The organism is Azoarcus sp. TTM-91 (assembly GCF_012911025.1).
Taxonomy (GTDB): Bacteria; Pseudomonadota; Gammaproteobacteria; order Burkholderiales; family Rhodocyclaceae; genus Azoarcus.
Genome location: NZ_WUEI01000017.1, coordinates 37,948 through 64,792, shown reverse-complemented (window position 1 = coordinate 64,792; position 26,845 = coordinate 37,948). Strand labels below are relative to the sequence as shown.

Sequence of the window (26,845 nt, the reverse complement as noted above, 5' to 3'; positions counted from 1 at the left end):
ACCCCTGGCTGATGCCGGACTTCTGGCAGTTCCCCACCGTTTCCATGGGCCTGGGACCGCTGCAGGCGATCTACCAGGCCCGTTTCATGAAGTACCTCGCCTCCCGCGGTCTCATCGACGCCGGGCGGTCGCAGACCTTGCAGCCCGCGCCTATCGGCGTCGGCGCCTCCGGATCGTCCAGCTTCAGGCCCTTGGCGTAGACCAGGCGGGCGGCGTGGTGCAGGTCGCAGCCCAGGCCGATGGCGAAGCGCTTCTCCGGCTCGCCGTAGCCGCCGCGGCCGTGGGTGACACTGCGGGCGATCCACAGATAGGTGCGGCCGTCCGGCATGCTGGCGAGCTGGGTCAGGATGCGGCCGGGCTGGGCGAAGGCTTCGTACACATTCCACAGCGGACAGGTACCGCCGACGCGGGAGAAGTGGAAATCGGTGGCGGACTGGCGCTTGGAGATGTTGCCGGCGCGATCCACCCGCACGAAGAAGAAAGGCACGCCGCGCGCATCCGGCCGCTGCAGCGTGGACAGACGGTGGCAGACGGTCTCGAAGCCGACGCCAAAGCGGCGGCCCAGGCGGTCGATGTCGTAGCGCAGACCCTCCGCCGCCTCCAGGAAGCGCCGGTAGGGCAACACCAGCGCGCCGGCGAAGTAATTGGCCAGGCCGATGCGGGCCAGCGCCCCGGCCTGCTCGCTGCGGAAACCGGCGCCGGCGGCGAGGCGGTCTATCTGCTCGCCGGCTTCGAGAAAGGCCAACTGGGTGGCGAGCTGGAAGGCCTGCTGGCCGGGCTCCAGCAGCGGCGACAAGCGCAGCACCCGGGCCACCGGATCAAAAGCGCGCAGCGGTGCGCCCTCATCCTCTCTCCCCTCCGTGCCACCGCCGCCCTCACCGTCCGGCTCGTCGCGCACCACCCGCACGCCATGCACCTGCGCCAGCCGCGCCGCCAGGCCATCGGCGGTCCGCCCCGGCTGCAGCATCCAGGCCTCGAACAGCCGCTCCGCCAGATCGTCCAGTTCGGCCACATGATTGTGGCGGGCATAGAAGAAGTCCCGCACCTCCTCGTAGGGCATGGGCGCGGCGAAAGGCGCGGCTCCCCTGTCCTCGCCCAGGCGGGCGGCGAGCGCATCCGCCCGCTCCTCCGCTTCGCGCCAGCGCCGGTCCAGCGTCAGCAGCGCCCGCGCCACCGCCGGCATGTTGGCCGCCAGCTCGCGCACCTCCGCCAGCGCCACCGGCTCGGCCATGCCGCCCAGGGTCTCGCGCAGATCGGCCACCAGCCGGGCCTCGTCGTCGTCGGAGAAGCGCTGCACGTTCACGCCCAGCGCCGCGCTGATGCGCAGCAGCACCGGCACCGTCAGCGGGCGCTGGTTCTGCTCGATCTGGTTGAGATAGCTGGGCGAGATCTCCAGCAGCCGCGCCAGCGCCACCTGCGTCAGCCCGCGCTCTTCCCGCAGCCGTCGCAAGCGCACGCCCATGAAGGCCTTTCTCGCACCACTGCTCATACGCAACACCATTCACAAAATTCGCAAAAAAAGGTGACCCGATTCGCTTTAATTCGCCTGGTCAAGCACTTGAAAGACGTTCGTTTTGCGTATGTTGTGAACTACGGCAGAAGAAAGCAAGCCCCTGGAGACAGGCGCGCGCAGCGGGTGAAAGGGGCAAACGCCTGCGCAAGGAGCCATTGCAAGAGACCGGCCAGCGCCGGGCGCCAGCGGGCCGCCGAGAAGGCCGGACCGGGCTGCGGCCACTACGGCGGGCAGGCACGATTACCGCCGGGCGCAACCTTCGACAGGCGGGCGAGCAGGCTCGCCGAGGTGCGTGTCGTGCAATCCCTTCAACGCGGGCATGGCGAAGCCCCGCTCTCGCCTGGCCTAGGGGTCCATGACCGGTATCAGGGCCGTTCCACACCCCGCAAGGACGCACACCCGGTGGAGCGCAGGCTTCGGCAGCCCTGCCCTCCTTCAGCCGGAGGATTCGCCCCGCAAGGCAGGCCCCCCGATTGCCGGCGACGAGCCGCCGCGACGGCGGGCGACGCCCAGGAACGCGGATGACTGCCGCCTTCCGCTACCGCACGCCACCCCGCCCGCAGGCGACGAAAGTTCAGGCGTCGAAGGCGAACAGTTGCGGTAGTTGCCGGCGGTAGCGGATCAGCTCTCCGAGCATGGCCGGCACCTGGTGCTGCAGCGCTTCCCACACCTGCTCCCTGTCCTCCTCGCGGCGGATGCGCAGGTGCGGCTTCAGCGCCTCGATGGCTTCCCAGTCGATGCGCGGCATCGCGTTCTTCACCTCCACCGGCAAGTCGATGGCACTCGTCACCACGGTACGCAGGCACTGCATGGCCTTGCGGCGGGCCATGTGGGAAGCGAAGAAGGCTTCCGGCTCCCAGCCCTGGATGCACAGGCCGATGGCGACCGCCGCATCATGCAGATTGCCCAGCAGGCCGGCGCGCCACAGCGCGGCGCCCAGCGTCGATGAGTCTGGAATATCGTCGGTCAAGCTTGCTCCCTGGATGTCAGGCGAGCGCCTGGCGCAGCAGCACGGCGACATGCACCGGCTCGCGCGCCACGCCCTCGCGGATCTGGTGTCTACAGGAAAACCCGTTTGCCAGAATGGGCGCTTCCGGCGCGGCACGCAAGGCCGGCAGCAGGTCCATTTCGGCCATGCGCCGGGAGATTCCGGCGTGCTCCACTTCCAGGCCGAAATTGCCGGCCATGCCGCAGCAGCTGGCCTCGACGAACTCGAACTGGAATTCCGGGATCAGGCGCAGCACCTTGCGCAGCGACTTCATCGCCCCCACCGCCTTCTGGTGGCAGTGGCCGTGGACCAGCGTGGTGCCGGCGGGCAGCGGCTTCAGCGCCAGCGTCATCCGTTTGCGGTCATGTTCGCGGGCGATGAACTCCTCGAACAGGTAGACCTGCTTCGCCAGCGTTTCTGCCTCCGGCCCGAGACCGAGCTTCAGGTGATCGTCGCGCAGCGACAGGATGCAGGACGGCTCCAGGCCGACGATGGGCAGGCCGCGCGCCAGCGCCGGCCTCAGCGCCGCCTGCATGCGGCGGGCCTCGGTGCGTGCCGCTTCAACCTGCCCCAGCGACAGCAGGGTACGGCCGCAGCACAGCGGCCGCCCGCCCTCGGCATCGTCCGCCGCTGGCGCCAGCACCTCGACACGGTAGCCGGCGGCGGTGAGCACCGCATGCGCGGCCTCAGCCACTTCCGGCTCGAAGTGGCGGGCGAAGGTGTCGACGAACAGGATCACCGCACGCTCGTCCGCTGGGTACAGCGGCGAGCTTTCTTCCAGCCTGGCCGCGGGGGCCGCGTAGGCCCGCGCCGCCGGCTCTGGCAGCTGACGCGTGGCGGCCACGCCCAGCCAGCGCTCGCCCAGCTTCGCCAGCCATGGCGAGCGGTTGCGCCAGCGCACCAGCCCGCCCAGCCAGGGCAGCTGCGCCAGCAGGCGCGGCAGGGTGCCGAACAGGCGGTCGCGGCGCGGCACGCCGGTGATCGCATTGCGCTGGGCCAGCACCTCGATCTTGATCGCAGCCATGTCCACCTGGTTGGCGCACTCGCGCTTGCAGCCCTTGCAGCCAACGCAGAGCTCCAGGGCGTCCAGCACTGCGGGATGAACAAAAGGCTGTTCCCCGAGTTCGCCATTCAGCGCGTCCTTAAGCACCTTGACGCGGCCGCCGGGCGAATGGGCCGGATCGTCGGTGGCGCGGAAGCTGGGGCACATGACGCCCTTGGGTTTGGTCTGGCAGGCGCGGTCGTTGATGCAGACCGCCACCGCCTTGGCGAAGTCGCCGCCGGTCGCCGGAATGCCGGCATAGGCGTCGCCCTGGCCGGCGGTTTCATAGGATGACCAGTCCAGTCGATGTTCCATGTCCACCTCGTTGCGATACGGGGGACAAGCAAAGCGGGTGCCACGCAATGGAATCAGGGACTTGCTTCCCGGAAACGCGCAGACTGGCGGCTTTGCCACAATCCGGCGCGACATGCGCGGCTCCGCGGTACGGAGCGCAAACCGCGCCTCTTCGTTTGCATCGGCCTTGGAGCCGGCGGAGCAACCGGTTCCTCGGACGCACACGGACCCGAACCTACCGCGGACTCCGGAAACGCGGATCGCCGCCGCAGCCGGAACGCGCAACCGCGAGGACAAAAAGAAACGCGCTGCCGCCGGGCTTCTCCCCCGGCGGCAGCGCGTTTCGCCCAGCGCTTATTGCTTGTCTGCTTACTTCAGCGCCGCATCGTAACGGCGGCTCACTTCCTTCCAGTTCACCACGTTCCACCAGTTGGTGGCGTAGTCCGCCCGCTTGTTCTGGTACTTGAGGTAGTAGGCGTGCTCCCACACGTCCAGGCCCAGCACCGGCGTGCCGCGCTGGATGTCCGGCAGATCCATCAGCGGGTTGTCCTGGTTGGGCGTGGAGGTGATCGCCAGCTTCTTCTCCGGCGTCACCACCAGCCATGCCCAGCCGGAGCCGAAGCGGGTCAGCGCGGCTTCGTTGAAGCGTTTCTTCATCTCGTCCAGCGAACCGAAGTCACGGGCGATGGCGCTTTCCAGCGCCGCGCTGGGCTGGCCAGCCTGGTCGGCCGGCGCCATGATGGTCCAGAAGAAGTCATGGTTGTAGTGGCCGCCACCGTTGTTGCGCACCGCCGCCGGATACTTGGAGATCTGCCCCTGGATGGCCTCCAGCGACATGCCGGCCAACTCCGGGATGTTCTTGGCCTGGGCGTTCAGGTTGTCCACATAAGCCTTGTGATGGCGGCCGTGGTGGATCTCCATGGTGGCGGTATCCACATGCGGCTCCAGCGCGCTGGGCGCATAGGGCAAGGGCGGCAGCGAGAACTGGGCCAGCGCCACGGCCGGCATCGAGCCGGCGAACAGCGCGGCAAGCAGACTGCGCCGGATGAGCGGGCGCAAAGGAATGGCAGCTTGCATGGTCTTCCTCCTGGAATTGGTTTCGTATCGCACCGGGCATGCCGAACGGCAATGCAAGCGGGATTATCCGCTTCAATTCCAGGCCTGAATGCAAGCACACGAAACAGCGAGGGGCGGCCCCCTGTCGGGAAACCGCCCCTCGGCGAAAGCCAGTGGAGGGGCTACTGCACGTAGCGGCCGTCGGAACGCACCATCGAGAGGTCCACATAGCTGGAGCCGGCACGCACGCCGGGCCCGAAATTCACCTCGTAGCCGCCGAGATTCAGCTTGCGCATGCTCTCCAGCGCCTGCACCAGCCGCTCCGGGCTCACTTCCGGCCCGGCGCGGCGCACCGCCTCCACCAGCACGCGGGCAGCGATGTAGCCCTCCAGCGTGAAGTAGTTGATCTCCACGTCCTTGCGCTCGCCGAGCTCGCGGTAGAAGTCGCGCACGATCTGCGTCTTCTTGGCCCACGGGGACGGCACCACCTGGGTGACGATGATGCCGTCGGCGTCCTTGCCGAGTTCCTGCACCAGCTGGTTGCTGCTGACCACCGAGAGGCCGAGGAACTGGGCGCGCTTGCCGGTCTTGAGGTAATCGCGGATGAAATTGACCGAGGCCTTGCCGCCAGTGGCAAGGATCACCGCCTGCGGCGCCACCTTGGAGATGGCCGCGGCGCTGGCGCCGGCCTCGTAGGTCTGCTGTGCCACCGGTGCGGAAACCGGCGGCGGCAACTTGCGCTCGGCCAGCAGCTCCTCAACGATCTTCAGCGCCGAATGGCCGAAAGAGTCGTCCTGCAGCGTCACGCCGTAGGAGGTGATGCCGGTGGTGGTGAGGTAGTCGATCATTGCCCGCAGTTCGTCACGGAAACTGGCGCGGGTGAAGAAGAGGTAGCGGCCGGCGTGCTCCTGCAGCTCCGGCGTGCCGCTGACCGGCGAAATCATCGGCACTTTGGCCGCCTCCGCCATCGGCGCGCAGGCCATGATGGCAGGCGAGCCGGTATAACCGAAAAGGGCGATGACTTTGTCCTGCTCGAGCAGCTGCTTGGTGTTGGCCTTGCAGCGGGCAGGATCGTAGCCGTCGTCCAGGGTGATGAGTTCGATCTTTCGCCCGCCCACACCGCCGGCGGCATTGATCGCGTCGAGATGAACCTTGATGCCTTGGGAGTAAAGCAATCCGTTCGCTGCCTGCGGACCGCTCAGCACGACCGATTGGCCGATCTTGATGGGGGGCTCGGCCTGGGCCGTCGCCACCATTCCCAGCGCACCGCACAGGCTCGCCACACAGGCAGCCGCGACGGTCGCAAGACGCTTGAAGCGCATTCACACACCTCCGGACAGGAAACGGAACGTGAGCGTCTTAGACCCACGCAGCGCTCATCCGGGGAGCATGCCGCAGAGTCCGGGCGCCGCCGTATCCGGCGCGCCATGCCGGCACGCCGGAACGGGTGGGCACGACCGCTGGCGGCCGCGCCCGGAAACGATCAGAACTTGATCGCGCCCTTCATGATGGCCCAATGGCCAGGGAAGGAGCAGAAGTAGCTGTAGGACTCACCGGCCTTCAGCGCCGACACATCGAAGCTGACGGAGTCGCTTTCGCCACCGCCGATCAGCTTGGTGTGGGCGATGACGCGGGCGTCGCCATCCTTGACGTAGTCCTTGGCCGGGCCGGCAGCAGCACCATCGGTGGCAATGCCCTGCAGGTCGGCAGTCTTGGCGATGACGAGGTTGTGGCCCATCGCCGCCTTGGCGAGCTTGCCGGTGTGCTTCAGGTGCACGGTGAACTTCTTGCAGCTCTTGTCTACGGTGATTTCCTTGACGTTGAACTGCATGGCGTCGTTGCCTTCCACCGTGGCTTCGCACGTCGCGGCCCACGCCGGCACTGCGGCAGCGGAGAGGATGGCGGCAGCAACAATTCCCTTCACCTTCATTTTCATCGGTATCTCCCGTGATCAAACAACAAACAAGCATCGCCAGAATTGGCCCGGCTAGTCTCCAGCTGTCGGGGTTCCGGAAGTACGGAGTGTGCGTGCATCTCTATCTTCCGGCTTAGAAAAATAGGAATTCCGCCATTGTGCCCGGAGCGCCGGGACCGGGCAATGACGCCGTCCCTTTTCCCGGGCTGTCCGCCCTCCCCTCCCCGGCCGGCGCATGCGATCACGGTATGCGAAGCGGGCTGTCAGCTCGCCCGCAAGGTCTCCTCCATGAACGGCAACGCCCCGGCCTGGTGTCGACCGGGGCGCGCCTGCCGAGTTCGCCAAGCCGTGAAACCGCGGGTCAGAAATCCGCCGCCAGCGACACGAAATAGCGCCGGCCTTCCTCGTTGAAGTCAGTGGAGACGTCGCGGTTCTCGCCTTCGTCACCCAGGTTCAGCACCCCGGCGCGGACGGTGAGCATCTTGTTGATGCGGTAGGCAGCGCTGAGATCCACCACGCCATAGGCGGATTTCTTCACCCTGTTCTGGCCGTCGCTGGAGACGCTGATGTACTGGCTGCCGGAGTAGCGTGCGGTGGCATTGAGCGACCAGTTGTCGTCCGGCTTCCAGTCCGCGCCCAGATTGGCCGAGTGCCGCGGGCGATAGATCATGGGGATGTCGCGCGCGCCGCTGGTGTTCTTGGCGTCGGTATAGGTGTAGTTCGCCCGCATGGCCCACTGCGGCGACAGCTCGGCACGGAAGCTGGTCTCCACGCCTTTGGTCGTCACGCTTGCGATGTTCTGGTAAGCGAAGATCGGCCGGCCGTCGGGCAGGTAACCGACGAAGTTGGCATAGGTCGGCGCCAGGGCGACGTTGGACGTACGGCTGGTGATGTCGATCATGTCCTTGATCTTGTTGTGGAACAGCGTGACTCCGCCGCCCACCTTGCCGAAATCGAACTGCACGCCCAGTTCCTTGCTGGTGCTGGTTTCCGGCTTGATGTCCTCGCTGCCGATGATGTAGCAGCCGGTGACCGCGCTGCCGCAAGAGACCGAGCCCCAGTTCGGGCTGCCCTGCAGCAGCGTGGGCGCGCGGAAAGCGCGCGCCCAGCCAGCCTTGAAGCTCACCGACTCGGTGGCGTGATAGACCACATAGGCGCGCGGGCTGTTATGTCCACCGAAGTTCTCATGATGGTCGAAGCGGTTACCCAGCGTCAGCTTGAGATCGTCGCGCAGGGTGAATTCATCCTCGATGAACAGCGCGTACTGGGCCACCTCCGCTTCAGGATTGGCGCCATAGCCGGCGGTACCCGGCAGGCCGGCGAGATTGGCGCGATCGCGCAGTTTTTCGCGACGCAACTCGCCCCCCAGGGTCAGCAGTTGATTTGCCGCCTCCCAGGGCAGCACCAGTTTTCCATCCAGGCTGAGGCTGGTGGCCTTGTTCGGGTTCTTCTGCCCGCTCACCGTACCAGTCTGGTTGCGGGTCTCGTCGTAGTTGAAAGTAATGTCCGACGTACCGAAACCGTAGCGGCCGCTGTGGCTCAAGGAACTGGCTTCGCGCTCGAGGATGAAGCCATCATGGTTGCGGCGGTTGCGGTCATAGCTCAGCCCTACCTCGTGGCCGTCCGCCGGCCGCCAGTTGAGCGCACCGCTGAACTGGCGGTTTTCAACCTTGGGGAAACCCGACTGGGTACCGTTGATCCCGGGATCATTGATATTGCTGTCATCCGCCTCTCGCTTGTCGTAGCCCCCGGACAGCCGTAACCCGAGTACATCGGCGATCAGCGGGCCGCTGACGCTCGCGCTGGTGATGAAGGCGTTGCCGGCGTCCGCGTCCTCCTGAACAACCGCGTCCGCCTTCACCGAACCACGCCAGGTCTTGCCGATCTTGCGGGTGATGATGTTCACCACACCGCCGATGGCATCCGATCCATAGAGGGAAGACATCGGCCCACGGACGACTTCGATGCGCTCGATCTCGGCGGCAGGTACCCAACCAGTGTCGTAGTCATTGCCGCGGAATACCGCATTGCTGGAATTGACCCGCTTGCCGTCTATCAACATCAGCGTGTAGGCCTGACCCAGGCCACGGATCTGCACGCCCGGCACCTGGTTGCCGTTGCGCGTCAGCGTCACGCCCTCAACCGTGCCCAGCAACTCTGCCAGTTCCTGCACCGGCCGCTTCGCGATCTCCTCGCTGGTGATCACGCTGATGCTGGCCGGGGCGTCGCGCAGGGTCTGCTCGGTAGACGAGGCGGTCACCACCACCGTGTCCAGGGTCTGGTCGTCGGCGGCCAGCGCCGGCAGGGTGAACAGGCCGCACGCCAGCATGGCCAGGGACCTTGGCTGGCGAGGAGAAAAGGAAATACGGACGCTCACGGAACTCTCCACAGAACAGGCTGATTAACCCTACAATAGGAATGATTCTTGTTTCTAAAACAGCCGAAAGTATGGCATCCGGTCATACGGGTAATCTCTGCGGGAGAAAGGGAAATGTCTGCGGGAAAAGCAAGCGGGAAACTTTTCCTGGCCGAGGAACGTCGAGTTACGCCTAGCGATCTGGTGCGCTCCGCCAACCTGCTGGGCGGCAACTACACCTTCGAGGACGTGGCGCCAGACCCGCAGCAGCCGGTGCTGCAAGGCCGTTTCGACACCCTGCAGCTGCGCCCCGGCCTGATCCTGCATGCCGCCGCGGGCCACGATCTGCACGACATGCGCACCCGCAACACGCTGAATCCGGCGATCAAGATCGTGGTGGTGGTCGGTGGCGCCACCGACCTCTCCTTCGGCCCGCACCGCTTCCTGCTCGGCCCATGCAGCCCCGACCCGGCCACCCGCTCGCAGGGCGCGCTGGTGAATCTCGCCGAAGAAGGGGAATTCAGCCGCCGCTGGCAGCGCGGCCGGGATGAACGCAAGGTCAGCCTGACGCTGACGCCCGAATGGCTGGAGAGCGGCGGCGGCTTCGACGAATGCGCCGCCCATGCGACGCTGCGCGCCTTCACCCGCCAGCACCTCGCCAACCAACAATGGACGGTGCCCGCCCGCGTCCGCGCGCTGGCCTGCTCCATCCTGGAGCCGACACCCTACCTGCCCGGCCTGCAGCGCCTGCGACTGGAAGCGCAGTGCATAGAGCTCGCGGTAGAGGCGCTGACAGCGGTGAGTACCGATGGCACGGCTTCTGCGGGCAACACCTTTACCAGCAGCGAACGCCGCCGCCTCGCCCGCCTGGAGGCACTGCTGATGGAGAGCGACAGCGGGGAATTGAACATGAGCGAGATCGCCCGCCAGGTCGGCAGCAATCCCACCACGCTGCAGGCCCTGGCCAAGCGTGCCTGGGGCCGCACGGTATTCGAGCGGCTGCGGGAGCTGCGGCTGGAGAAGGCTTATCGCGAGCTGCGCCGCGGCGCCAGCGTGGCAGTTGCGGCGGAAATCGCCGGCTACAACTCGGCCAACAACTTCGCCACCGCCTTCAAGCGCTGCTTCGGCTACAGCCCCCGGGCGGCGCGGCAGACGGCTGGGTGAATGCGGGAAGTGCCCGGATCGTCAGCGATCAGCAGGGGCTGAGGGCAACCAAAGCCCGCCAGCCATGACACCGCCCAATCGAACCTAACAGCACGGCCTATTCACAGCCGCGCGACCCAGCCAGCAGGCCGATCCGCCGCCGGGCGTCCGACCGTCCTGCCCCGCCGCCAGCCGATCACGAAAACCTCAATCGACCGACTGCGTCCAGCCGCCGCCCAGCGATGCCACCAGTTGCACGCTGGCCTCCAGCCGGTCCCGGGTGACGTCCAGCGCAGCGCGGCGGGCGCTCAGGGTGGTGTTTTGCGCCACCGCCACTTCGAGGAAGGAGACCAAGCCGGAGCGGTAGCGGTTGGTCACCAGGCGCTCGTTCTCCTGCGCCAGCGCCACCACCCTGCCCTGCTGGGCCGCCAGCGCCTCCAGCGCACGCAGGCGGGCCAGCGCATCCTCGGTTTCCTGCAGCGCGGCCAGCACCGCTTCGCGCCAGGCGGCGGCACTTTCCTCATGGGCGGCCACCGCCTGATCCACCGCGGCGGAGCGGGCGCCGCCGTCGAACAGCGTGGCGGCCAACGTCGGCCCCAGCGCCCACACCCGGCTGGGCGCATCCAGCAGACTGCGCAGGCTGCCGGACTGGTAGCCGCCGCTCAGGCTGAGCGTGAGTTCGGGGAACCAGGCGGCCTCGGCCACACCGATGCGGGCGTTGGCCGCCGCCACCCGGCGCTCGGCCACCACCAGGTCCGGCCGGCGGGTGAGCAGGCTGCCGGGCATGGCCGGCGGCACCGCCGGCAGTTGCGGCAGGCTGCCGTCGGCCGAGAGCGCCAGGGCGGAGGGCGGACGGCCGGCGAGCACAGCGACCGCGTTCTCCACCGTGGCACGCTGGCCGGCCAGGTCCAGCAGTTCGGCGCGCACGCTTTCCAGCTGCGCCTCCGCCTGCACCACGTCGGCCCGCGCGGCGAAGCCGGCGTCGTACTGGTTGCGCGTCAGCTCCAGCGAGCGCAGGTAGGCCTGCTCGGTCTGCGCCAGCAGCTCGCGCTGGAGGTCGAAGATGCGCAGGCGGATGTAGTTCTGCGCCAGCGTGGCCTGCAGCGACAGGCGCAACGCGGCGAGGTCGGCAGCAGAAGCCTGCAGTTCGGCGCGGCCGGCTTCGGCCTCGCGTCGCAGCCGGCCCCAGAGGTCCGGCGTCCAGCTCGCGCTCAGGTCCAGCGTCAGCGCATTGGCGATGCTCGCATCGCTGCCGCTGCGGCGGGCGCCCGCACTCGCGCCCACGGTGGGCGAGAAAGCGGCGCGGGTGGCGCGCAGGGCCGCCTGGGCCTGGCGATAGCGGGCTTCCGCCTGGGCCACGCCCGGGCTGGCCGCCGCCAGCTCGCGCAGCAGCGCGTCCAGCGTCGGGTCGGCAAAGGGCTGCCACCAGGGTGCGTTCTCGTCGGCTGCCGCCTGGCCCTCCCGCGGCTGCACCGTCTGCCAGCCGGCTTCGTGCTTGAAGCTGCCCGGGAGGGTGGCGAGTTCGGGCTGGCGGTAATCCGGGCCGACCGCGCAGGCGGAAAGGCCGCAGGCCGCCATCACGGCGAGCAAGGGGTGGGAGAGGTTCGAGGGCATACGGGACATCGTGCGGCCAGGGGAAGAGGGAAGAATCAGGCGCCGGCCTCGGCGCGGCGGCGGACGAAGCGCAGCCGCAGGCGGTCCAGCACCAGGTAGACGGCCGGCGTGGTGTAGAGGGTGAGCAACTGGCTGACCGCCAGCCCGCCGACGATGGCGATGCCCAGCGGACGGCGCAGCTCCGAGCCCTCGCCCATGCCCAGCACCAGCGGCAGCGCGCCCAGCAGCGCGGCCAGGTTGGTCATCAGGATGGGCCGCAGCCGCAGCAGCGCGGCGCGCTGTATGGCTTCGCGCGGGCTGAGGCCGAGGCGGCGCTCGCCTTCCAGCGCGAAGTCGATCATCAGGATGGCGTTCTTCATCACCATGCCGATCAGCAGGAACAGGCCGAGCAGCGCGATCAGGCTGAACTCGGTGCCGGAGGCCATCAGCGCCAGCAGCGCGCCGATGCCGGCCGAAGGCAGGGTGGACAGGATGGTGAGCGGGTGCAGCGTGCTCTCGTAGAGGATGCCGAGCACGAAATACACCGTGACCAGGATGCCGAGGATGAGCCAGGGCTGGGCGCTCAGCGTGGCCTGCAAGTTGCCCGTCTGGCCGCCGTGGCGCAGATGCACCGCGGTGGGCGGCATCAGCCGGGTGAAGGCATCGTTGATCGCCTGGGTCGCCTGCTCGGCCGACACCCCGGGCGCCAGCGAGTACTCGATACCGAAGGCGGCGAACTGCGCCTGGTGGTAGACGCGGTCTCCCGCCAGGCTGTTGCGGTAGCTGGCCACCGCCGACAGCGGGATGCGGCTGCCGTCGGCGGTGATGATCTGGATCTCGTCCAGCACGCTGACGCTCTGGGTGTAACGCGGGTCCAGCTCCATCACCACCCGGTACTGGTTCAGGCGGTCGTACAGCGTGGCCACCTGGCGCTGGGAGAAGGAGTTGTTGAGCACGCTGCTGATGGTCTGCAGATCCACACCCAGCCGCCGCGCCGCCTCGCGGTCTATGTCTATGGTGACCTGCTGGGTGGCCTCGTCGCCGAAGCTGTCCACATCCACCAGTTCCGGCAGCGTGCGCATGGCCTCGGCCAGGCGCAGCGCCCATTGCTTGAGCGGCCCGGTGTCGGCCGCCAGCAGCAGCACCTCGCGCTCGCTGGAGTTCAGCGCCGAGCCCAGCTGGATGTCCTGGTCCACGCTGAGGAAGAGCATGCCGCCCGGCACCGGCGGCGCGGTGGCGCGCAGGCGGTCTATGACCTCGCGTGCGCTCACCCCGCCGCGCTCCGCCCAAGGCTTGAGCCGCACCATCATCCAGACGTTGGCGGCGCCGTTGTTGCCGGCGGTGCCGACCACGTCGGCCACCGCCGGGTCGGCCAGCAGGTGGCGGCGGAAGATGTCCGCCTTGGGCTGCATCACCTGGAAGGAGAAGCCGTCGTCACCGCGGGCGAAGCCTCGCAGCTGGCCGGTGTCCTGCTCCGGCAGCATGCCCTTGGGGATGGCGATGTAGAGATGGACAGTGAAGGCGATGACGCCCACCAGCAACACCAGCAGCAGCGTGCAGTGGCGCAGCGCCCAGGCCAGGCTCAGCGCGTAGCCGTGGTGCATGCGCTCGAACAGGCGGGCGCTGAAGGCGGCCAGCCGGCCCGGCGGCCGCGCCTCGCGCGCCCGCAGCAGGTGGGCGCACAGACTGGGCGTGAGCGTCACCGACACTGCCAGCGATACCAGGATGGCCGCCGCCAGGGTGATGGTGAACTCGCGGAACAGGCGCTCGACGATGCCGCCCATGAACAGGGTGGAGAGGAAGACCACCACCAGCGACACATTCATCGCCAGCAGGGTGAAGCCGACCTCGCTCGCTCCCTTCAGCGCCGCGCGGTAGGGTCGCATGCCGTTCGCGATGTGGCGCTCGATGTTCTCCAGCACCACGATGGCGTCATCCACCACCAGGCCGGCGGCGACGATGAGCGCCATCAGCGACAGGTTGTTCAGCGAGAAGCCCTGGAAGTACATGACGATGAAGGCGCCGATCAGCGACACCGGCACCGCCAGGCTGGGAATCAGCGCCGAGCGCAGATCGCCGAGGAAGACCCACACCACGCCGATCACCAGCACCACCGCGATCAGCAGCGTCAGCCTGGCCTCGTCCAGCGTGGCGCGTATGCCGGGCGTGCGGTCCACCACCACTGTGAGGCCGGTGTCCTCCGGCAGCAGCGCCTTCAGCGTCGGCAGCTGGGCGTGGATGGCATCCACCGTGGCCACGATGTTGGCGTTGGGCTGGCGGAACACCTGCAGCAGCACCGCCGGGCTGTCGTTGTGGAAGCCGCTGTTGTAGCGGTTCTCCACGCTGTCGCTCACCGCCGCCACGTCCTGCAGCCGCACCGCGGCGCCGTCGCGGTAACGCACGATGAGGCCGCGGTAGTCGGCGGCGTCGCGCAGTGTGCGGCCGCTCTCCAGCCGCCACTGCCTGTCGCCCTCCTCCACCACGCCCAGCGGCAGCAGCGCGTTCGCATCGCTGATGGCGCTGCGCACCTCATCCAGCGCCAGGCCGTGGTGGGCCAGCGCGCCGGGGTTGAGCTGCACCCGCACCGCCGGCAGCGCGCTGCCGCCAACGCTGACTTCGCCCACGCCTTCGATCTGGGCGATCTTCTGCGCCAGGATGGTGGACGCCAGGTCGTACAGCCGGCCCGGCGCCAGGTTGGGCGAGGACAGCGCCAGCACCATGATGGGCGCCTGGGAGGAATTCACCTTGCGGTAGCTGGGGTTTCCCGGCATGCCGGAGGGCAGCTGCCCACGCGAGGCGTTGATCGCCGCCTGCACGTCGCGCGCCGCTTCGTCGATGTCGCGGTCGAGATCGAAGCGCAGCCGCACGGTGGTCGCCCCCTGCGAGCTGGATGAGCTGATCTCGGTGATGCCGGCGATGCTGCCCAGCGCCCGCTCCAGCGGCGTCGCCACCGTCGCCGCCATGCTCTCCGGGCTGGCGCCCGGCAGCGAGGCGGTCACCTGGATGGAGGGAAACTCCACCTCCGGCAGCGGTGCCACCGGCAGCATGCGGTAGGCCAGCAGGCCGGCCAGCATCAAGGCCAGCGCGAGCAGGCAGCTGGCGATCGGCCTTCGGATGAACAGACGCGCGAGATTCATGCCGGTCCGGCGCCCACGGCCGGCGCCGCCTGCCGGCGGCGCACCAGGCGGTCGAAGAACAGATAGACCACCGGCGTGGTGAACAGCGTCAGCACCTGGCTCAGCAGCAGGCCGCCGACCATGACGATGCCCAGCGGCTGGCGCAGCTCGGCACCGGAGCCGCCGGCCAGCATCAGCGGCAGCGCGCCGACCAGGGCAGCCAGCGTGGTCATCAGGATGGGGCGGAAGCGCAGCAGCGCTGCGCGGTGGATCGCCTCGCGCGGGCTCAGGCCCAGGCGGCGCTGCGCATCCAGGGCGAAGTCCACCATCATGATGCCGTTCTTCTTCACCAGGCCGATCAGCAGCACGATGCCGATCACCGCCACCAGGTCCAGCGGCCGGCCGGACAGGTGCAGCGCCAGCAGCGCGCCCACGGTGGCCGAGGGCAGCGTGGACAGGATGGTGACCGGGTGGATCACGCTCTCGTAGAGCACGCCGAGCACGATGTACATCACCACCACCGCCGCCAGGATCAGCCACAGGGTGTTGGACAGCGAAGCGCGGAAGGCTTCGGCCGCGCCCTGGAAGGTCATCTCCACCGCCGGCGGCAAACCGATCCGGCGCATCGTCGCCTCTATGCCCTCCACCGCCTGGCCCAGCGAAGCGCCGGCGGCGAGGTTGAAGGACACGGTGGCGGCCGGGAACTGGCCCTGGTGCGACAGCGACAGCACCGCCGGCCGCTGGGTGATGCGCGCCACGGTGGAAAGCGGCACCGGCCCGCCGCTGCCGGTGGGCACATAGGTGCTCTCCAGCGCCGCCAGCCCCAGGGCATGGTCCGGGTCCACCTCCAGCACGATGCGGTACTGGTTGGCCTGGGTGAACAGGGTGGCGATCTGGCGCTGGCCGAAGGCGGTGTGCAGCGCGGCGATCACGTCCGCCGCGCTGACGCCCAGCCGGGCGGTGGCCTCGCGGTCTATCTCCACATGCGCCTGCAGGCCGCTGCGCTGCAGGTCGGAGGCGACATCCGCCAGCTCCGGCCGCTCACCCAGCGCCGCCACCGTGCGCGCCACCCACTCGGCCAGTTCCTCCTCGTCCGGGGTGGACAGGGTGAACTGGTACTGGGTGCGGCTCACCCGGTCTTCGATGGACAGCTCCTGCACCGGCTGCAGCCAGGCGGTGATGCCCGGCACCTGGCGCAGCGCGGCGCCCAGCCGGCGCACGATGGTGCTGGCATCCGCGCCGCGGCTGCCGTGCGGCCTCAGGTTGATCAGCATGCGGCCACTGTTCAGCGTGCTGTTGCTGCCGTCCACGCCGATGAAGGACGACAGGCTGGCGACATCCGGGTCGGCCAGCGCGATGGCCGCCAGCGCCTGCTGGCGCTCGGCCATGGCGCCGAAGGAGATGGTCTGCGGCGCCTCGGTCACCACCTGGATCACGCCGCTGTCCTGCACCGGGAAGAAGCCCTTGGGCACGGTGACATAGAGCAGCGCGGTGAGCGCCAGCGTGGCCAGCGTCACCAGCAGCGCGGCGGTCTGGCGCGCCAGCACCCAGTCCAGCCAGCGGCCGTAGCGCTCGATGACGCCGTCGAGGAAGCCCTGGCCGTGGTGCGCCGGCTCGTCGCGCAGCATGCGGGCGCCCATCATCGGCGTCAGCGTCAGCGACACCACCAGCGAGATGAGAATGGCCACCGCCAGCGTCACCGCGAACTCATGGAACAGGCGGCCGACGACGTCGCCCATGAACAGCAGCGGGATCAGCACCGCGATCAGCGACACGGTGAGCGACACCAGGGTGAAGCCGATCTCAGCCGCGCCCTTGAGCGCCGCCTGCATCGGCGACTCGCCCATCTCGCGGTGGCGGGCGATGTTCTCCAGCATGACGATGGCGTCGTCCACGACGAAGCCGGTGGCGATGGTGAGCGCCATCAGGCTGAGGTTGTTCACCGAGAAGCCGGCGAGATACATGACACCGAAGGTGCCCACCAGCGACAGCGGCACCGCCACGCTGGGAATCAGCGTGGCCGGCAGGTTGCGCAGGAACAGGAAGGTGACCATGACCACCAGCGCCACCGCGAACACCAGCTCCTTCTGCACGTCGCGCACCGAGGCGCGGATGGACAGCGTGCGGTCGGTGAGCACCGCCACGTCTACCGCAGCCGGCAGCGTGGCGGTGAGTTGCGGCAGCAGCGCGCGCACCCGGTCGGCGACGTCGATGACGTTGGCGCCCGGCTGGCGCTGGATGTTCACCAGCACCGCCGGTACCTGCGCCGGCGTCGTGGCGTCGCTGCCGCAATCGCCGCCCACGCCGGCCGGCGCGCCGGCGGTGGGCTGGCAGTAGCCAGCCCAGGCGGCGAGGAAGCGGTCCTCGGCGCCATCCTCGATGCGTGCGATGTCGCCCAGGCGCAGCGGCGCGCCGTTGCTCCAGGCGACGATGAGGCGGCGGTATTCCTCCACCGACTTGATCTGGTCGTTGGCCTCCACCATGACGTAGCGGTGCGGGCCATCCAGGCTGCCCTTGGGCTGGCTGGAGTTGGCGGCGGCGATGGCGCTGCGCACCTGCTCCAGCGTGAGCTTGTGCGCCGCCAGCGCCTGCGGGTTGACCTGCACCCGGATGGCCGGCCGCTGGCCGCCGGCCAGGCTGACCATGCCGACGCCCGGCAGTTGGGCCAATTTCTGCGCCACCCGGGTGTCCACCAGGTCGTACACCTCGGGCAGCGGCAGCGCGGCGGAGGACACCGCCAGGGTGAGGATGGGTGCATCCGCCGGATTCACCTTGCGGTAGATGGGCGGCGTCGGCAAATCGCCGGGCAGCAGGCTGGAGGCGGCGTTGATCGCCGCCTGCACTTCCTGCTCGGCCACGCCCAGTTCCACCGTGAGGCCGAACTGCAGCGTGATCACCGAAGCACCGCCGGAGCTGGTGGAGCTCATCTGCTTGAGGCCGGGAATCTGGCCCAGGCGCCGCTCCAGCGGCGCGGTGATGGTGCGGGCGGTCACTTCCGGCCCGGCGCCGGGATGGAAGGTGAACACCTGGATGATGGGGTAATCCACCTGCGGCAGCGCCGCAACCGGCAGCATGCGCCAGGCGAGCAGGCCGGCGACCACCAGGGCGAGCATCAGCAGCGAGGTCGCCACCGGCCGGTGGATGAAGGGGCGGGACAGGCTCATCGCATCAGCCGCCGGCAGCGGCGGCCGGGGCGCCGTGGCCAGGCAGGCCCGGCGCCGCCGCATCGGCCTCCACCACGATCACTTGGCGGCCGTCGCGCAGCCGGTCCAGGCCTTCCAGCACCACCTGCTCGCCCGCCTGCAGGCCCTGCTCCACCACCACCCGGTCGCCGTCGCCGGCACCCAGCTTCAGCGGCCGGATGTGGGCCTTGCCCTCGCTGATCACATACACGTAGCTGCCCTTGGAGCCGAACTGCACCGCGTCCAGCGGGATCGTCACCGCCGCGTCCACCCGGCGCACGTCCAGCCGGATGTTGACGAACTGGTTGGGGAACAGCGCTTCGTCGCCGTTGGCGAACTCGGCCTTCAGCTTCACCGTGCCGGTGGCGACGTCGATTTGGTTGTCCACCGTGCGCAGCACGCCCTGCGCCAGGCTCAGGCGGTCGTCGCGGTCGCGTGCCTCCACCGTCAGCGCATGGCCGGCGCGCAGTTCCTGCCGCACCTCGCCGAGCTGGTGTTCCGGAATGGTGAACACCACGCTGATCGGCCGCATCTGGGTGATGGTGACCAGGCCCTCGGTGTCGCCGGTGGACACCAGGTTGCCGGGGTCAACCCGGCGGAGGCCGAGGCGGCCGGCGATGGGCGCCTCGATGCGCGTCCATTGCAGCTGCAGCCGGGCATCGTCCACCTGCGCCTGGTCGGCCTTGATGGTGCCGCGCAGCTGGTTGACCAGCGCCTCTTGGGTATCCACCTGCTGGCGGGCGATGGAGTCCTGGGCGAACAGCGTCTGGTAGCGCGCCAGCTCGCTCTCCGCGTTCTTCAGCTGGGCCTTGTTCTGCAGTTGCTGGCCTTCGGCCTGGGCCAGGCGCACCCGGTACAGCGAGGGATCGATCTCGGCCAGCAGCGCGCCCTTCTGCACCATCTGGCCCTCCTCGAAGGCCACCTTCAGCAGCTCGCCGTCCACCCGGCTGCGCACGGTGACGGCCGCCATCGGCGTCACCGTGCCGATGGCGCGCAGGCGCAGGGCGAGCTTGCCCGCCTCCGCCGGCACCACCCGCACCGGCACCGGCGCATTCCACGGGTTCACCGCCGGCTGGTCCGCCGCGCCGCCCTGCCCGCGCATGAAGAACCACGCCAGACCGCCAATGGCCAGCACACCGAGCCCGAGGGCGACACCACGCTTGAGGGAAGAGGACGAAGAAGATGCTGACCGGGACATGGGATTCCAAAAAAACGAGAACACGCTGAAGCATGGGCCACCCGCGCGGGGCCGGCCCTTCCGCCACATCGCCCATGGGCGGCGCTTCGCGTGTTCGGCAGGGGGAAAAGAAAGGGCCGGCGGAGAGACTATGCGCCGACCCCAGGGTTCCGGAAGACCCGGTCAGGCGGCAATCGTGGTGCGCCCCTTGGCCGCCGGCCTCGCAAAGGCCCGCGTCGCCTTCTTCTCCGCACACTCCAGGCAGACGCCGTGCAGCGCGACGACGTACTCGGTGAGTTCGAAACCGTGGGTGCGGGCGATGCGCTTGAGCATGGCATCCACCCGCTCGTCGCGCAGCGCGATGTCGCGCCCGCAGCAGGAGCAGACGATGTGGCCACCCGGCGTGCGGCCGGCCGGCTCGAACACCTTGCGGCCCTCTTCGAAATGGCTGCTGATGAGTTGCGCCGCATCCAGCCGCTTGAGTACCGCATACACGCTGGAGAGGGACATGCGGTCGCCGCGCAGCAACAGCATGCGATGCACGTCTTCCGCCGACAGCATGCCCTCCACCTCCTCGTCGAACAGGCTGAGGATGCGCAGGCGTGGCAGGGTGACGCGCAGGCCGACCCGGGTCAGCTCCCCGCGGGCGGCGTCATAGCAGGCATCGGATTTGGAAGTCATGTGCTCACCTTGACGATCAACATCATCAACAGGCTGGCCACGACGCTGCCAGCCCCCAGCATGGCCGCGAACCGCGGACCGTAGGGCAGCATGAAGACGAGGGCCAGCGCCCCCGCCGACAGGAAGCCGAACCAGGCGATCACGCCTATGCTCAAGCCCCAAGCCCAGGCGCAAGGCACCACCGCCAGCGCCAGCAGCAGCCATCCGGCCCAGCGGAAGCCCTGGCGCGCGGAAGCCGCCGGAGCGCGCCTCAGCACCTGGTTGTGGTGGCGGTCCATCGCCAGGCACAGCGCAGTCATGCCGGCGTAGCACAGCAGCAGCGCGGCGAACACGTTCAGCATGGTCTGCATCATGCGGCCTCCGCTTCGACGTCGGCATCCGCCGCGGCGTCCGGCTTGCCGGCCCTGGCCCTGGCGGCCTGGGGCGCCTGTTGCGACTTGCGCCGCACGAAGCGCGCCGCAGCGATGCACAGCAGGCCGCAGGCCATCGCCGTCAGCTCCACGCCGGCGGCCTCGCCATCGCCACGGGCCAGTGCGGCGACGAAGTTGTCGCCGGTAGTGAGCATGTTGATCAGCGGCAGCGCCAGGCAGAGGAAGGCGGTGGCGCCCAGTTGCTCCACCCAGCCGCGCATGACGGGCCGCAGCGAGGCATGGACCAGGGTGAGGAACCACAGGGCGAAGAACAGGCCGACCTCCCAAACTTCGCGCTCCGGCAGGGCCACCGGCACCAGCCGGTTGATCCAGAAGTAGCCGACGCTGGCCAGCATCAGCCCGGCGATGCCCGAGACGTTGAGCGCATCGATGACGCGATAGACGCGCGCGGTGGAAGCGCCGAACTCGCCCGCCGGCTTCTTGCGCCGCTTCACCATGAACAGGATGGCGCCGGTGGCCAGCATCGCCGCGCCGGCCATGCCGCAGATGAAGTACAGCCACTTGATGGTGTAGCCGCCGAAGGTCACGAAATGCAGCGCGCGCATGCTCTGGAAGGTGGAGAAGGCACCAGCGCCGCGGATCTCGCCGGGCATCTCGGTATCCAGGATCTCGCCGCTCACCGCGTCGAACTGCACCGAGCCGTTGGAGCCGCGCAGCCGGCTGGCCATCTCCGCCTCGTCGCCGCGCATGAAGATGCGCGCCGAGGCGCTGGCGTCGCCGGGGTGCGACACCGAGATGAAGCGGGCCTCGCGGCCGATGCGGTTCTCGGCCGCGGTCACCAGGCCGGGCAGCGGCATCACCGGGGCAGCCACGTTCTGCATCTGGCGCGGCGCCGGCCGTTCCTGGATGTCGGCAAAGAAATGATCCAGGTCGCCGTGGTAACGCACCATCGCCGCCGCCGGCATGTAGATGGAGGCGAAAGCGACCACGCCGGTGTAGACGATCATGAACTGGAAGGGCAGCGTCAGCACCGACAGGGCGTTGTGGCTGTCCAGCCAGGAGCGCTGACCCTTGCCCGGGCGGAAGGTGAAGAAGTCCACGAAGATCTTCTTGTGCACCACGATGCCGGACACCAGCGCCACCAGCATCACCATCGCCGCCACACCCACCAGCCAGATGCCCGCATCGCCGGCGTGGAACTCGAAGTGCATATGGACGAAGTGGTGGCCGCCTTCGGTCTTGCGCTCCTTGCTCGGGCCGGCGTCCTCGCCGGTCACCGGGTCCAGCTCGCGGTCCTGGAACTCGGCTTGCGGGTTGTCGCGCCAGAACACGCGCAGCTTGGTGTTCTCCTCGTCCGGCAGCCCCATGCTCCAGAACTCGGCCCTGGGCGCGTTCTTCTCCAGGAAGGCCTGGCCCACCCTGGCCGCCTGCAGGCGGTCGGGCGGCGGCGCGCCTTCGGACGCCGCGGTAACCGCCAGCGGATCCCGCATCCAGTGTGAGATGGCGTCGTCGAACACTCCCAGCGTGCCGGTGAAGAAGACGGCGAAGAGAATCCAGGCGAACCACAGGCTGCCCCATGTGTGCAGCCAGGACATGGACTGGCGGAAGGTGTTCTTCATGCCGCGCTCCCGGTGGCCAGGTAGAAGCCGAGGGACGCCAGGCCGAGCGCCACCGTCGGCAGCAGCATGCCGGCCCAGGCGCGGCCGGCGGTAGGCGCGGCGAACACCCAGATCACCGCGCCGGTGTAGAGGGCGAAGCTGAGCAGCGTGGCCGTCAGCACCGCCTCCGCGGTACGTATGGGAATGATGTAGGACAGGAACACGATGCAGGCCGACGTCAACAGGTAGCCGCCGAAGACGGCCGCGCTGACGCGGGAGAAGATGGCGAGCCGCGGACGCTGCGGCGCTATGGATGCGGATTTCATTGGCAAACCTCGGCTATGGGGCAGGGACCGGACCCTGCAGGACGCCGGCGGGCGTCCCGGCTGCACTTATCGACGTGTGGCGCGTTTTGTCCGGCTCTCACTAGACATGTCGTTTGAGATCGTAAAAACGCGCTCTTTTTTACAAATTCTTACAACGTGATGTCGCAGCCGTGCAACGCGGGCTTTGCTGCCGCCCCCACCAGCCCGCCCGGGTGCAGGCCGCCGGGCGAGGCTCAGAAGCGCAGGTCCATCGCCAGCCGCAGATGGCGGGGTTCGCCGTAGTAGGCCGAGCTGGTGGTGGTGTAGTACTTCTCGTCGGTGGCGTTGTAGAGGTTGGCGGTCAGGGTCACCTGCTTGTTCAGCGGATAGCGCGCCATCAGGTCCACCACCGTGTAGCCGTCCTGGGTGACACGCACGCCGGCCGGCCCCTGGTTGTCGCTCCAGATCCTGTTCTGCCAGCGCAGCCCGCCGCCCACCGTCAGGCCCTGGCCCACGCCCGCCAGCTTGTAGCTGGTGAACAGCTTGAGCGTGTTCTGCGGAATGTTGGTGTTGAGCGCGTGGCCGTCGCGGTCTTCCACCAAGTTGCGGGCAAAACCGGCGGCGATCTGCCAGTCGCGCAGCGGCTCGCCGCTCGCCTCCACCTCGAAGCCGCGGGTTTCGGTGCCGGATGCCGCGCGATAGGCATTGGCGCCATTCGGTGCCAGGACGCCAGGAATCTGGACGGCGTAGTTGTCCTGCTGGATCAGGTAGGTGGCGATGGCCAGGTTCAGCCGCTTGTTGAACAGCTCGGCCTTGGTGCCCAACTCGTAGGCCTTGCCCAGCAGCGGATCGAGGTAGGAGCCGCTCGGGGTCATATTGCTTTGCGGCTTGAAGATGTCCGTATAGCTGCCATACACCGACCAGCTGTCGTTGAGGTCGTACACCACGCCGGCGTAGGGGGTGAGCTGGCCCTTCTCGGCGCGGTTGCTCTCGCTGCGGCTGCCGCTGGCATAGGTGTAGGTGGCTCGGCGGTTCTCCCAGCTGGTGCTGCGCGCACCGACGAGCAGCGACAGCGCATCGGTGGGCCGGAAGCGGGCGGTGAAGTAGGCGCTGGTGACGCGCTCCTTGCCGTGGATGTCGCTGAGCTTGGGGTTGGAAGGCTCCGCCGGCATATCGCCATCCCAGGTCCAGATATTGGGAATGGAGCTGCTCCAACCGTTGAAGAACCAGAGGGTGTGGCCATGACTGTTATCCACCGTGCGGGTGGCGGTCGCGCCTACCACCAGTTCGTGCTCGCGGCCGAAGAGCTGGAAGGGGCCGGTGGCATAGAGATCCAGGCTGGTCTGCTCTGGTGCGCCGGTCCAGCGCCCCGCCCACAGGTTGGCCCCAGCGCCGGTGTTGCGGTCCGGGTAGCCGCCGGCGGCGTAGCCCAGCACCTCGTCGTAGTCGCTGACCGCGTGGCTGGCGGAGCCCTTGACCTTCCAGCCCTCGGCGAAGCCGTGTTCCAGCGCGGCGAAGAAGGACTGGTAATTGCGCTTGGAGTATGCCCAGTCGGCCGCGGCGGAATCCGAGCGTGACCAGTCGGTGCGGCTGCCATCGGCATAGAACAGTGGCCGGCCGGAGCGGGCGTGGCCGGTCATGTCGTCCTGCAGCACAGAGAAGCCGGCGGTGAGCAGCGTGGTGGGCGCGAGATCGGCCTCGATGATGCCGTACAGCAATTGCTTGCGCTGCTGCAGGCGGTCGATATACGAGCCGCTCTCCTGGTAGGCCGCCACCACCCGGCCGCGCACCGTGCCGGCCTCGTTCAGCGGAGTGGAGATGTCGGCCTCGGCGCGGTAGTAGTCCCACGACCCCGCTTCCACCTTGGCCGAAGCCTGGAACCAGGCGGTGGGCCGCTTGCGCACCAGGTTGATGGTGGCACTGGGCGTGCCCATGCCGTTCATCAAACCGGTGGCCCCGCGCACGATCTCGGCGCGGTCATAGAAGGCCATGTCGGTGGTCTGGAAGAGCGTGCTGTAGTTGCTGTTCACCATGCCGACGCCGTCGATCTGGTAGTTCTCGACGACGAAGCCGCGGGAATAGATGGCGCTGCTGTCCGAACCCATGTTGCCGGACTGGTTCAGCGTCAGGCCCGGCGTCTGGCGGACGACGTCGGCCAGTTCGAGGATGCCTTGGTCGTCCATCTGCTGGCGGGTCATCACGGTGACCGACTGCGGCGTCTCGCGCGGCGACAGGTTGAGGCGGGTCGCGGTGGCGGCGGAGTCGGTGGCGTAGGAGCCGCTGCCCTCGGTGGTGCCGGGCGAGGTGGTGGCCTGGGCATTGACGTGCACCGTGCCCAGCACTGCGTCGCCCTGGCTCAGGGCCGCCGTCGGCACCACCTGCAGCACATAGCCCTCGGCGCCCGCGCGCGCCACCAGGCCGGAACCGGCCAGCAGCGCGGCCAGGCCGCCCTCCACCGTATGGCTGCCGCTGAGGCCGACGCTGTTGCGGCCGCCGACCTGCTCCGGCGTGAAGGAGAGGGTGACGCCCGCCTGACGGGCAAAACTGTTGAGCGCATCGCCCAGGCTGCCGGCGGGCACCGCGTAGCTGCGGACCTCCTGAGCAAAGGCGGGAGCGCTGGGCAGCAGCACCGTGGCGGCAAGGCCGGCAGCGGCCAGACCGCGCCACAGCACGGTCAGCGACAACGCGGCGGGAAGGGGGGACAGGCAACGGCGCACCGCCCTGGGCGGTTGCGCCGCAGGGAGGCGGCGAGAAAAAGCGTGCATGGAGAGTCCGGTCAGGAAGTCGATGGAGGTGTGCAGGTGAAGGCCTTCACCTCGCTTGCCGGACCAGCGGGAAAAACCCGACAGCGGATGCGAATATTTCTTCGCCGACAGGCCGCATGCCGCGACTGCCCTGGGACTGACCACCGGGGAGCGTATCCGCGCAAAGGGGTAACACAACCGCAGCGCGGCTCCGCTGCGACACGTCCGCCGAATCAGGAGAGGCGCCGCCAGCGCGACGCCCGGCTCAGGCCACCGCCTGCACCCTCACCCACCAGGGCGAGCGATAGACCACCTTCACCGGCAGCGCCCGCGTCAGCACCGCCAGCAGCTTGTCGGTGTCGTCCAGCCGATAGACGCCGGACAGGCGCAGCGCGCCGACCGCCGGGTCGCAGCCGAGGTAGCCGCGGCGATAACGCCCGAGCTCGGCGAGGAAGGCATCCAGCCGCATGCCCTGAGTGGCGATGACGCCCTCCGCCCAGCCGTCGGCGGCGATATCCGCCCGCGGCACCTGGCGCGGCCCGGCCGCATCCACCAGGTAGCGGTCGCCAGCCCGGGCCAGCGCCGCGTATGCGCCCGCCTCGCCACGGCGACGGATGCCGACCTGGCCGGCTGTCACCTCCAGCACGCTGCCCTGCCCCTCCTGCCGCACGACGAAGCGCCCTTGCTGGGTCTCGAACACCGCACCCAGGCTGGACACCCGCAGCGGACGGTGCAGCACGTCCTCCGCGCAGCTGAGGCAGAGCGCGCCCCGCTCCAGCGCGATGAGGCGTTCGGCGGCATCGAAGCGCAAGCTCACCGCGCTGTGGGTATCCAGCTGCAGACGGCTGCCGTCGGCCAGTAGCATGTCCTGGCGCTCGCCCACCGCGGTGGCGTGATCCGCCAGCCAGGCCGACCACGGCATCAGCTCCCGCGCCGTCCAGCCGCAGGCCACCGCGCCCAGGCCGAGTGCCGCGCCCTTCAGCAAGCGCCGGCGGCGCACATCGGTCGGCGCATGCAGCGCCGCCACCAGGGAGCGGGCGCTGCCAAGGCCGGCCACGCCGCCGGCCAACTCCTCGCCTATCGCCTGCAGGCGACACCAGGCCAGCTCGTGCTGCGGATGGGCGGCCCGCCAGCGCGCGCAAGCCAACCACAGCGCGCTGCCGGCCGGCTCGCCATGCAGCTTCACCCGCCAGGCGATGGCCTGGCGCACCACCTCCGCCGGCACGATGGCCTCGGGCAACAGCGGCTCAGCACGCATGGCGCAGGGAATAGCAGTGGAACAGGGCTTCGGCGACATAGCGCTCCACCGACCGGCGGGTAACGCCCAGCCGGCTGGCGATGTCGTCGTAACAAGCGCCTTCCAGTTGGGCGAGCAGGAAAGCGGTGCGCACCGGCGCGCGCAGGCCGGCCAGCATGGCGTCGATCTGCAGCAGCAGTTCCACCGCCAGCTGGCGCTCCTCGGGCGAAGGCGACACCGGCTCCGGCAACGCCGCCAGCGCTTCCAGCCAGGCCCGCTCCAGGTCCTGCCGGCGCCAATGGTCGATCAGCAAGCCGCGCGCCACCGTGGTGAGATAGGCACGCGGCTCCCGCATCGGCGCCGGTTCACGCCGCAGCAGCAGCCTGACGAAGACGTCATGCGCCAGATCCGCCGCCTGATGGGCGCAGCCCAGCTTGTGGCGCAGCCAGCCTTGCAACCACCGGTGGTGGTCTAGGTAGAGGGAATGGACTTCCTGCGGCATGAGGCCAGGCGCGTATTGGATTAAGAACTATT

General features: G+C 68.7%; 19 protein-coding genes. 1 reads left to right on the top strand and 18 read right to left on the bottom strand.

The features are described 5' to 3' along the window. Positions 1-70: 70 nt before the first annotated feature. The 7 genes from GRF61_RS07470 to GRF61_RS07440 all read right to left on the bottom strand — a co-directional run bounded on the left by GRF61_RS07470 (position 71) and on the right by GRF61_RS07440 (position 9,185). Complete coding sequence (locus GRF61_RS07470; protein WP_169150042.1) at positions 71-1,489, bottom strand: short-chain fatty acyl-CoA regulator family protein; 1,419 nt, start codon at positions 1,487-1,489, stop codon at positions 71-73. 598 nt (positions 1,490-2,087) lie between these two features. After that, on the bottom strand, positions 2,088-2,483 hold the full coding sequence (locus GRF61_RS07465) for a hypothetical protein (RefSeq protein WP_169150041.1): 396 nt from the start codon (positions 2,481-2,483) through the stop codon (positions 2,088-2,090). Positions 2,484-2,499: 16 nt separating this feature from the next. Further along, positions 2,500-3,858 carry a (Fe-S)-binding protein gene (locus GRF61_RS07460; RefSeq protein ID WP_169150040.1) on the bottom strand — a complete coding sequence of 453 codons (1,359 nt, stop codon included), beginning with the start codon at positions 3,856-3,858 and terminating at the stop codon, positions 2,500-2,502. 348 nt (positions 3,859-4,206) lie between these two features. Next, a complete protein-coding gene (locus GRF61_RS07455; protein ID WP_169150039.1) occupies positions 4,207-4,914 on the bottom strand; it encodes a superoxide dismutase in 708 nt (235 codons plus the stop codon). 161 nt (positions 4,915-5,075) lie between these two features. Then, positions 5,076-6,215 (bottom strand): ABC transporter substrate-binding protein, encoded by a 1,140-nt coding sequence (locus GRF61_RS07450; protein WP_169150038.1) that lies wholly within the window; start codon positions 6,213-6,215, stop codon positions 5,076-5,078. A 161-nt stretch (positions 6,216-6,376) separates the two neighbouring features. Beyond that, positions 6,377-6,829, bottom strand: a complete 453-nt coding sequence (azu, locus tag GRF61_RS07445; RefSeq protein ID WP_169150037.1) for an azurin — start codon at positions 6,827-6,829, stop codon at positions 6,377-6,379. A 340-nt stretch (positions 6,830-7,169) separates the two neighbouring features. Then, positions 7,170-9,185, bottom strand: a complete 2,016-nt coding sequence (locus tag GRF61_RS07440) for a TonB-dependent receptor (protein WP_211165798.1) — start codon at positions 9,183-9,185, stop codon at positions 7,170-7,172. A gap of 114 nt (positions 9,186-9,299) precedes the next feature. On the opposite strand from GRF61_RS07440, the gene GRF61_RS07435 reads away from it, so the two are divergent. After that, a complete protein-coding gene (locus GRF61_RS07435) occupies positions 9,300-10,328 on the top strand; it encodes a helix-turn-helix transcriptional regulator (RefSeq protein WP_169150036.1) in 1,029 nt (342 codons plus the stop codon). A gap of 186 nt (positions 10,329-10,514) precedes the next feature. On the opposite strand, the gene GRF61_RS07430 is transcribed toward GRF61_RS07435, so the two are convergent. From GRF61_RS07430 to GRF61_RS07380, 11 genes are all read right to left on the bottom strand, one after another. Continuing rightward, positions 10,515-11,921: an efflux transporter outer membrane subunit gene (locus tag GRF61_RS07430; RefSeq protein ID WP_248281152.1), complete on the bottom strand. Its 1,407-nt coding sequence runs from the start codon at positions 11,919-11,921 to the stop codon at positions 10,515-10,517. A gap of 35 nt (positions 11,922-11,956) precedes the next feature. Then, entirely contained in the window at positions 11,957-15,037 is a 3,081-nt protein-coding gene (locus GRF61_RS07425) for an efflux RND transporter permease subunit (protein WP_169150034.1), read from the bottom strand. Further along, positions 15,034-18,180 carry an efflux RND transporter permease subunit gene (locus tag GRF61_RS07420; protein WP_169150033.1) on the bottom strand — a complete coding sequence of 1,049 codons (3,147 nt, stop codon included), beginning with the start codon at positions 18,178-18,180 and terminating at the stop codon, positions 15,034-15,036. The genes GRF61_RS07425 and GRF61_RS07420 overlap by 4 nt, the downstream gene beginning before the upstream one ends. 4 nt (positions 18,181-18,184) lie before the next feature. Next, on the bottom strand, positions 18,185-19,396 hold the full coding sequence (locus GRF61_RS07415; RefSeq protein WP_169150032.1) for an MdtA/MuxA family multidrug efflux RND transporter periplasmic adaptor subunit: 1,212 nt from the start codon (positions 19,394-19,396) through the stop codon (positions 18,185-18,187). Between the two features lie 162 nt (positions 19,397-19,558). Beyond that, the gene (locus GRF61_RS07410; RefSeq protein WP_169150031.1) at positions 19,559-20,056 is read right to left on the bottom strand and encodes a Fur family transcriptional regulator; all 498 of its coding nucleotides are present in this window, start codon (positions 20,054-20,056) and stop codon (positions 19,559-19,561) included. Next, entirely contained in the window at positions 20,053-20,409 is a 357-nt protein-coding gene (locus GRF61_RS07405; protein ID WP_211165797.1) for a DUF3325 domain-containing protein, read from the bottom strand. The genes GRF61_RS07410 and GRF61_RS07405 overlap by 4 nt, the downstream gene beginning before the upstream one ends. Continuing rightward, positions 20,406-22,046, bottom strand: coding sequence for a PepSY-associated TM helix domain-containing protein (locus GRF61_RS07400; RefSeq protein WP_169150030.1), 1,641 nt, complete (start codon positions 22,044-22,046; stop codon positions 20,406-20,408). The genes GRF61_RS07405 and GRF61_RS07400 overlap by 4 nt, the downstream gene beginning before the upstream one ends. Further along, positions 22,043-22,351 (bottom strand): DUF3649 domain-containing protein, encoded by a 309-nt coding sequence (locus GRF61_RS07395; RefSeq protein WP_169150029.1) that lies wholly within the window; start codon positions 22,349-22,351, stop codon positions 22,043-22,045. The genes GRF61_RS07400 and GRF61_RS07395 overlap by 4 nt, the downstream gene beginning before the upstream one ends. Before the next feature lie 233 nt (positions 22,352-22,584). Beyond that, positions 22,585-25,095 (bottom strand): TonB-dependent receptor, encoded by a 2,511-nt coding sequence (locus tag GRF61_RS07390; protein WP_169150028.1) that lies wholly within the window; start codon positions 25,093-25,095, stop codon positions 22,585-22,587. Between the two features lie 244 nt (positions 25,096-25,339). Further along, positions 25,340-26,314 carry a FecR domain-containing protein gene (locus GRF61_RS07385; RefSeq protein ID WP_169150027.1) on the bottom strand — a complete coding sequence of 325 codons (975 nt, stop codon included), beginning with the start codon at positions 26,312-26,314 and terminating at the stop codon, positions 25,340-25,342. 7 nt (positions 26,315-26,321) lie between these two features. Next, entirely contained in the window at positions 26,322-26,813 is a 492-nt protein-coding gene (locus GRF61_RS07380; RefSeq protein ID WP_169150026.1) for a sigma-70 family RNA polymerase sigma factor, read from the bottom strand. Positions 26,814-26,845 lie beyond the last annotated feature (32 nt).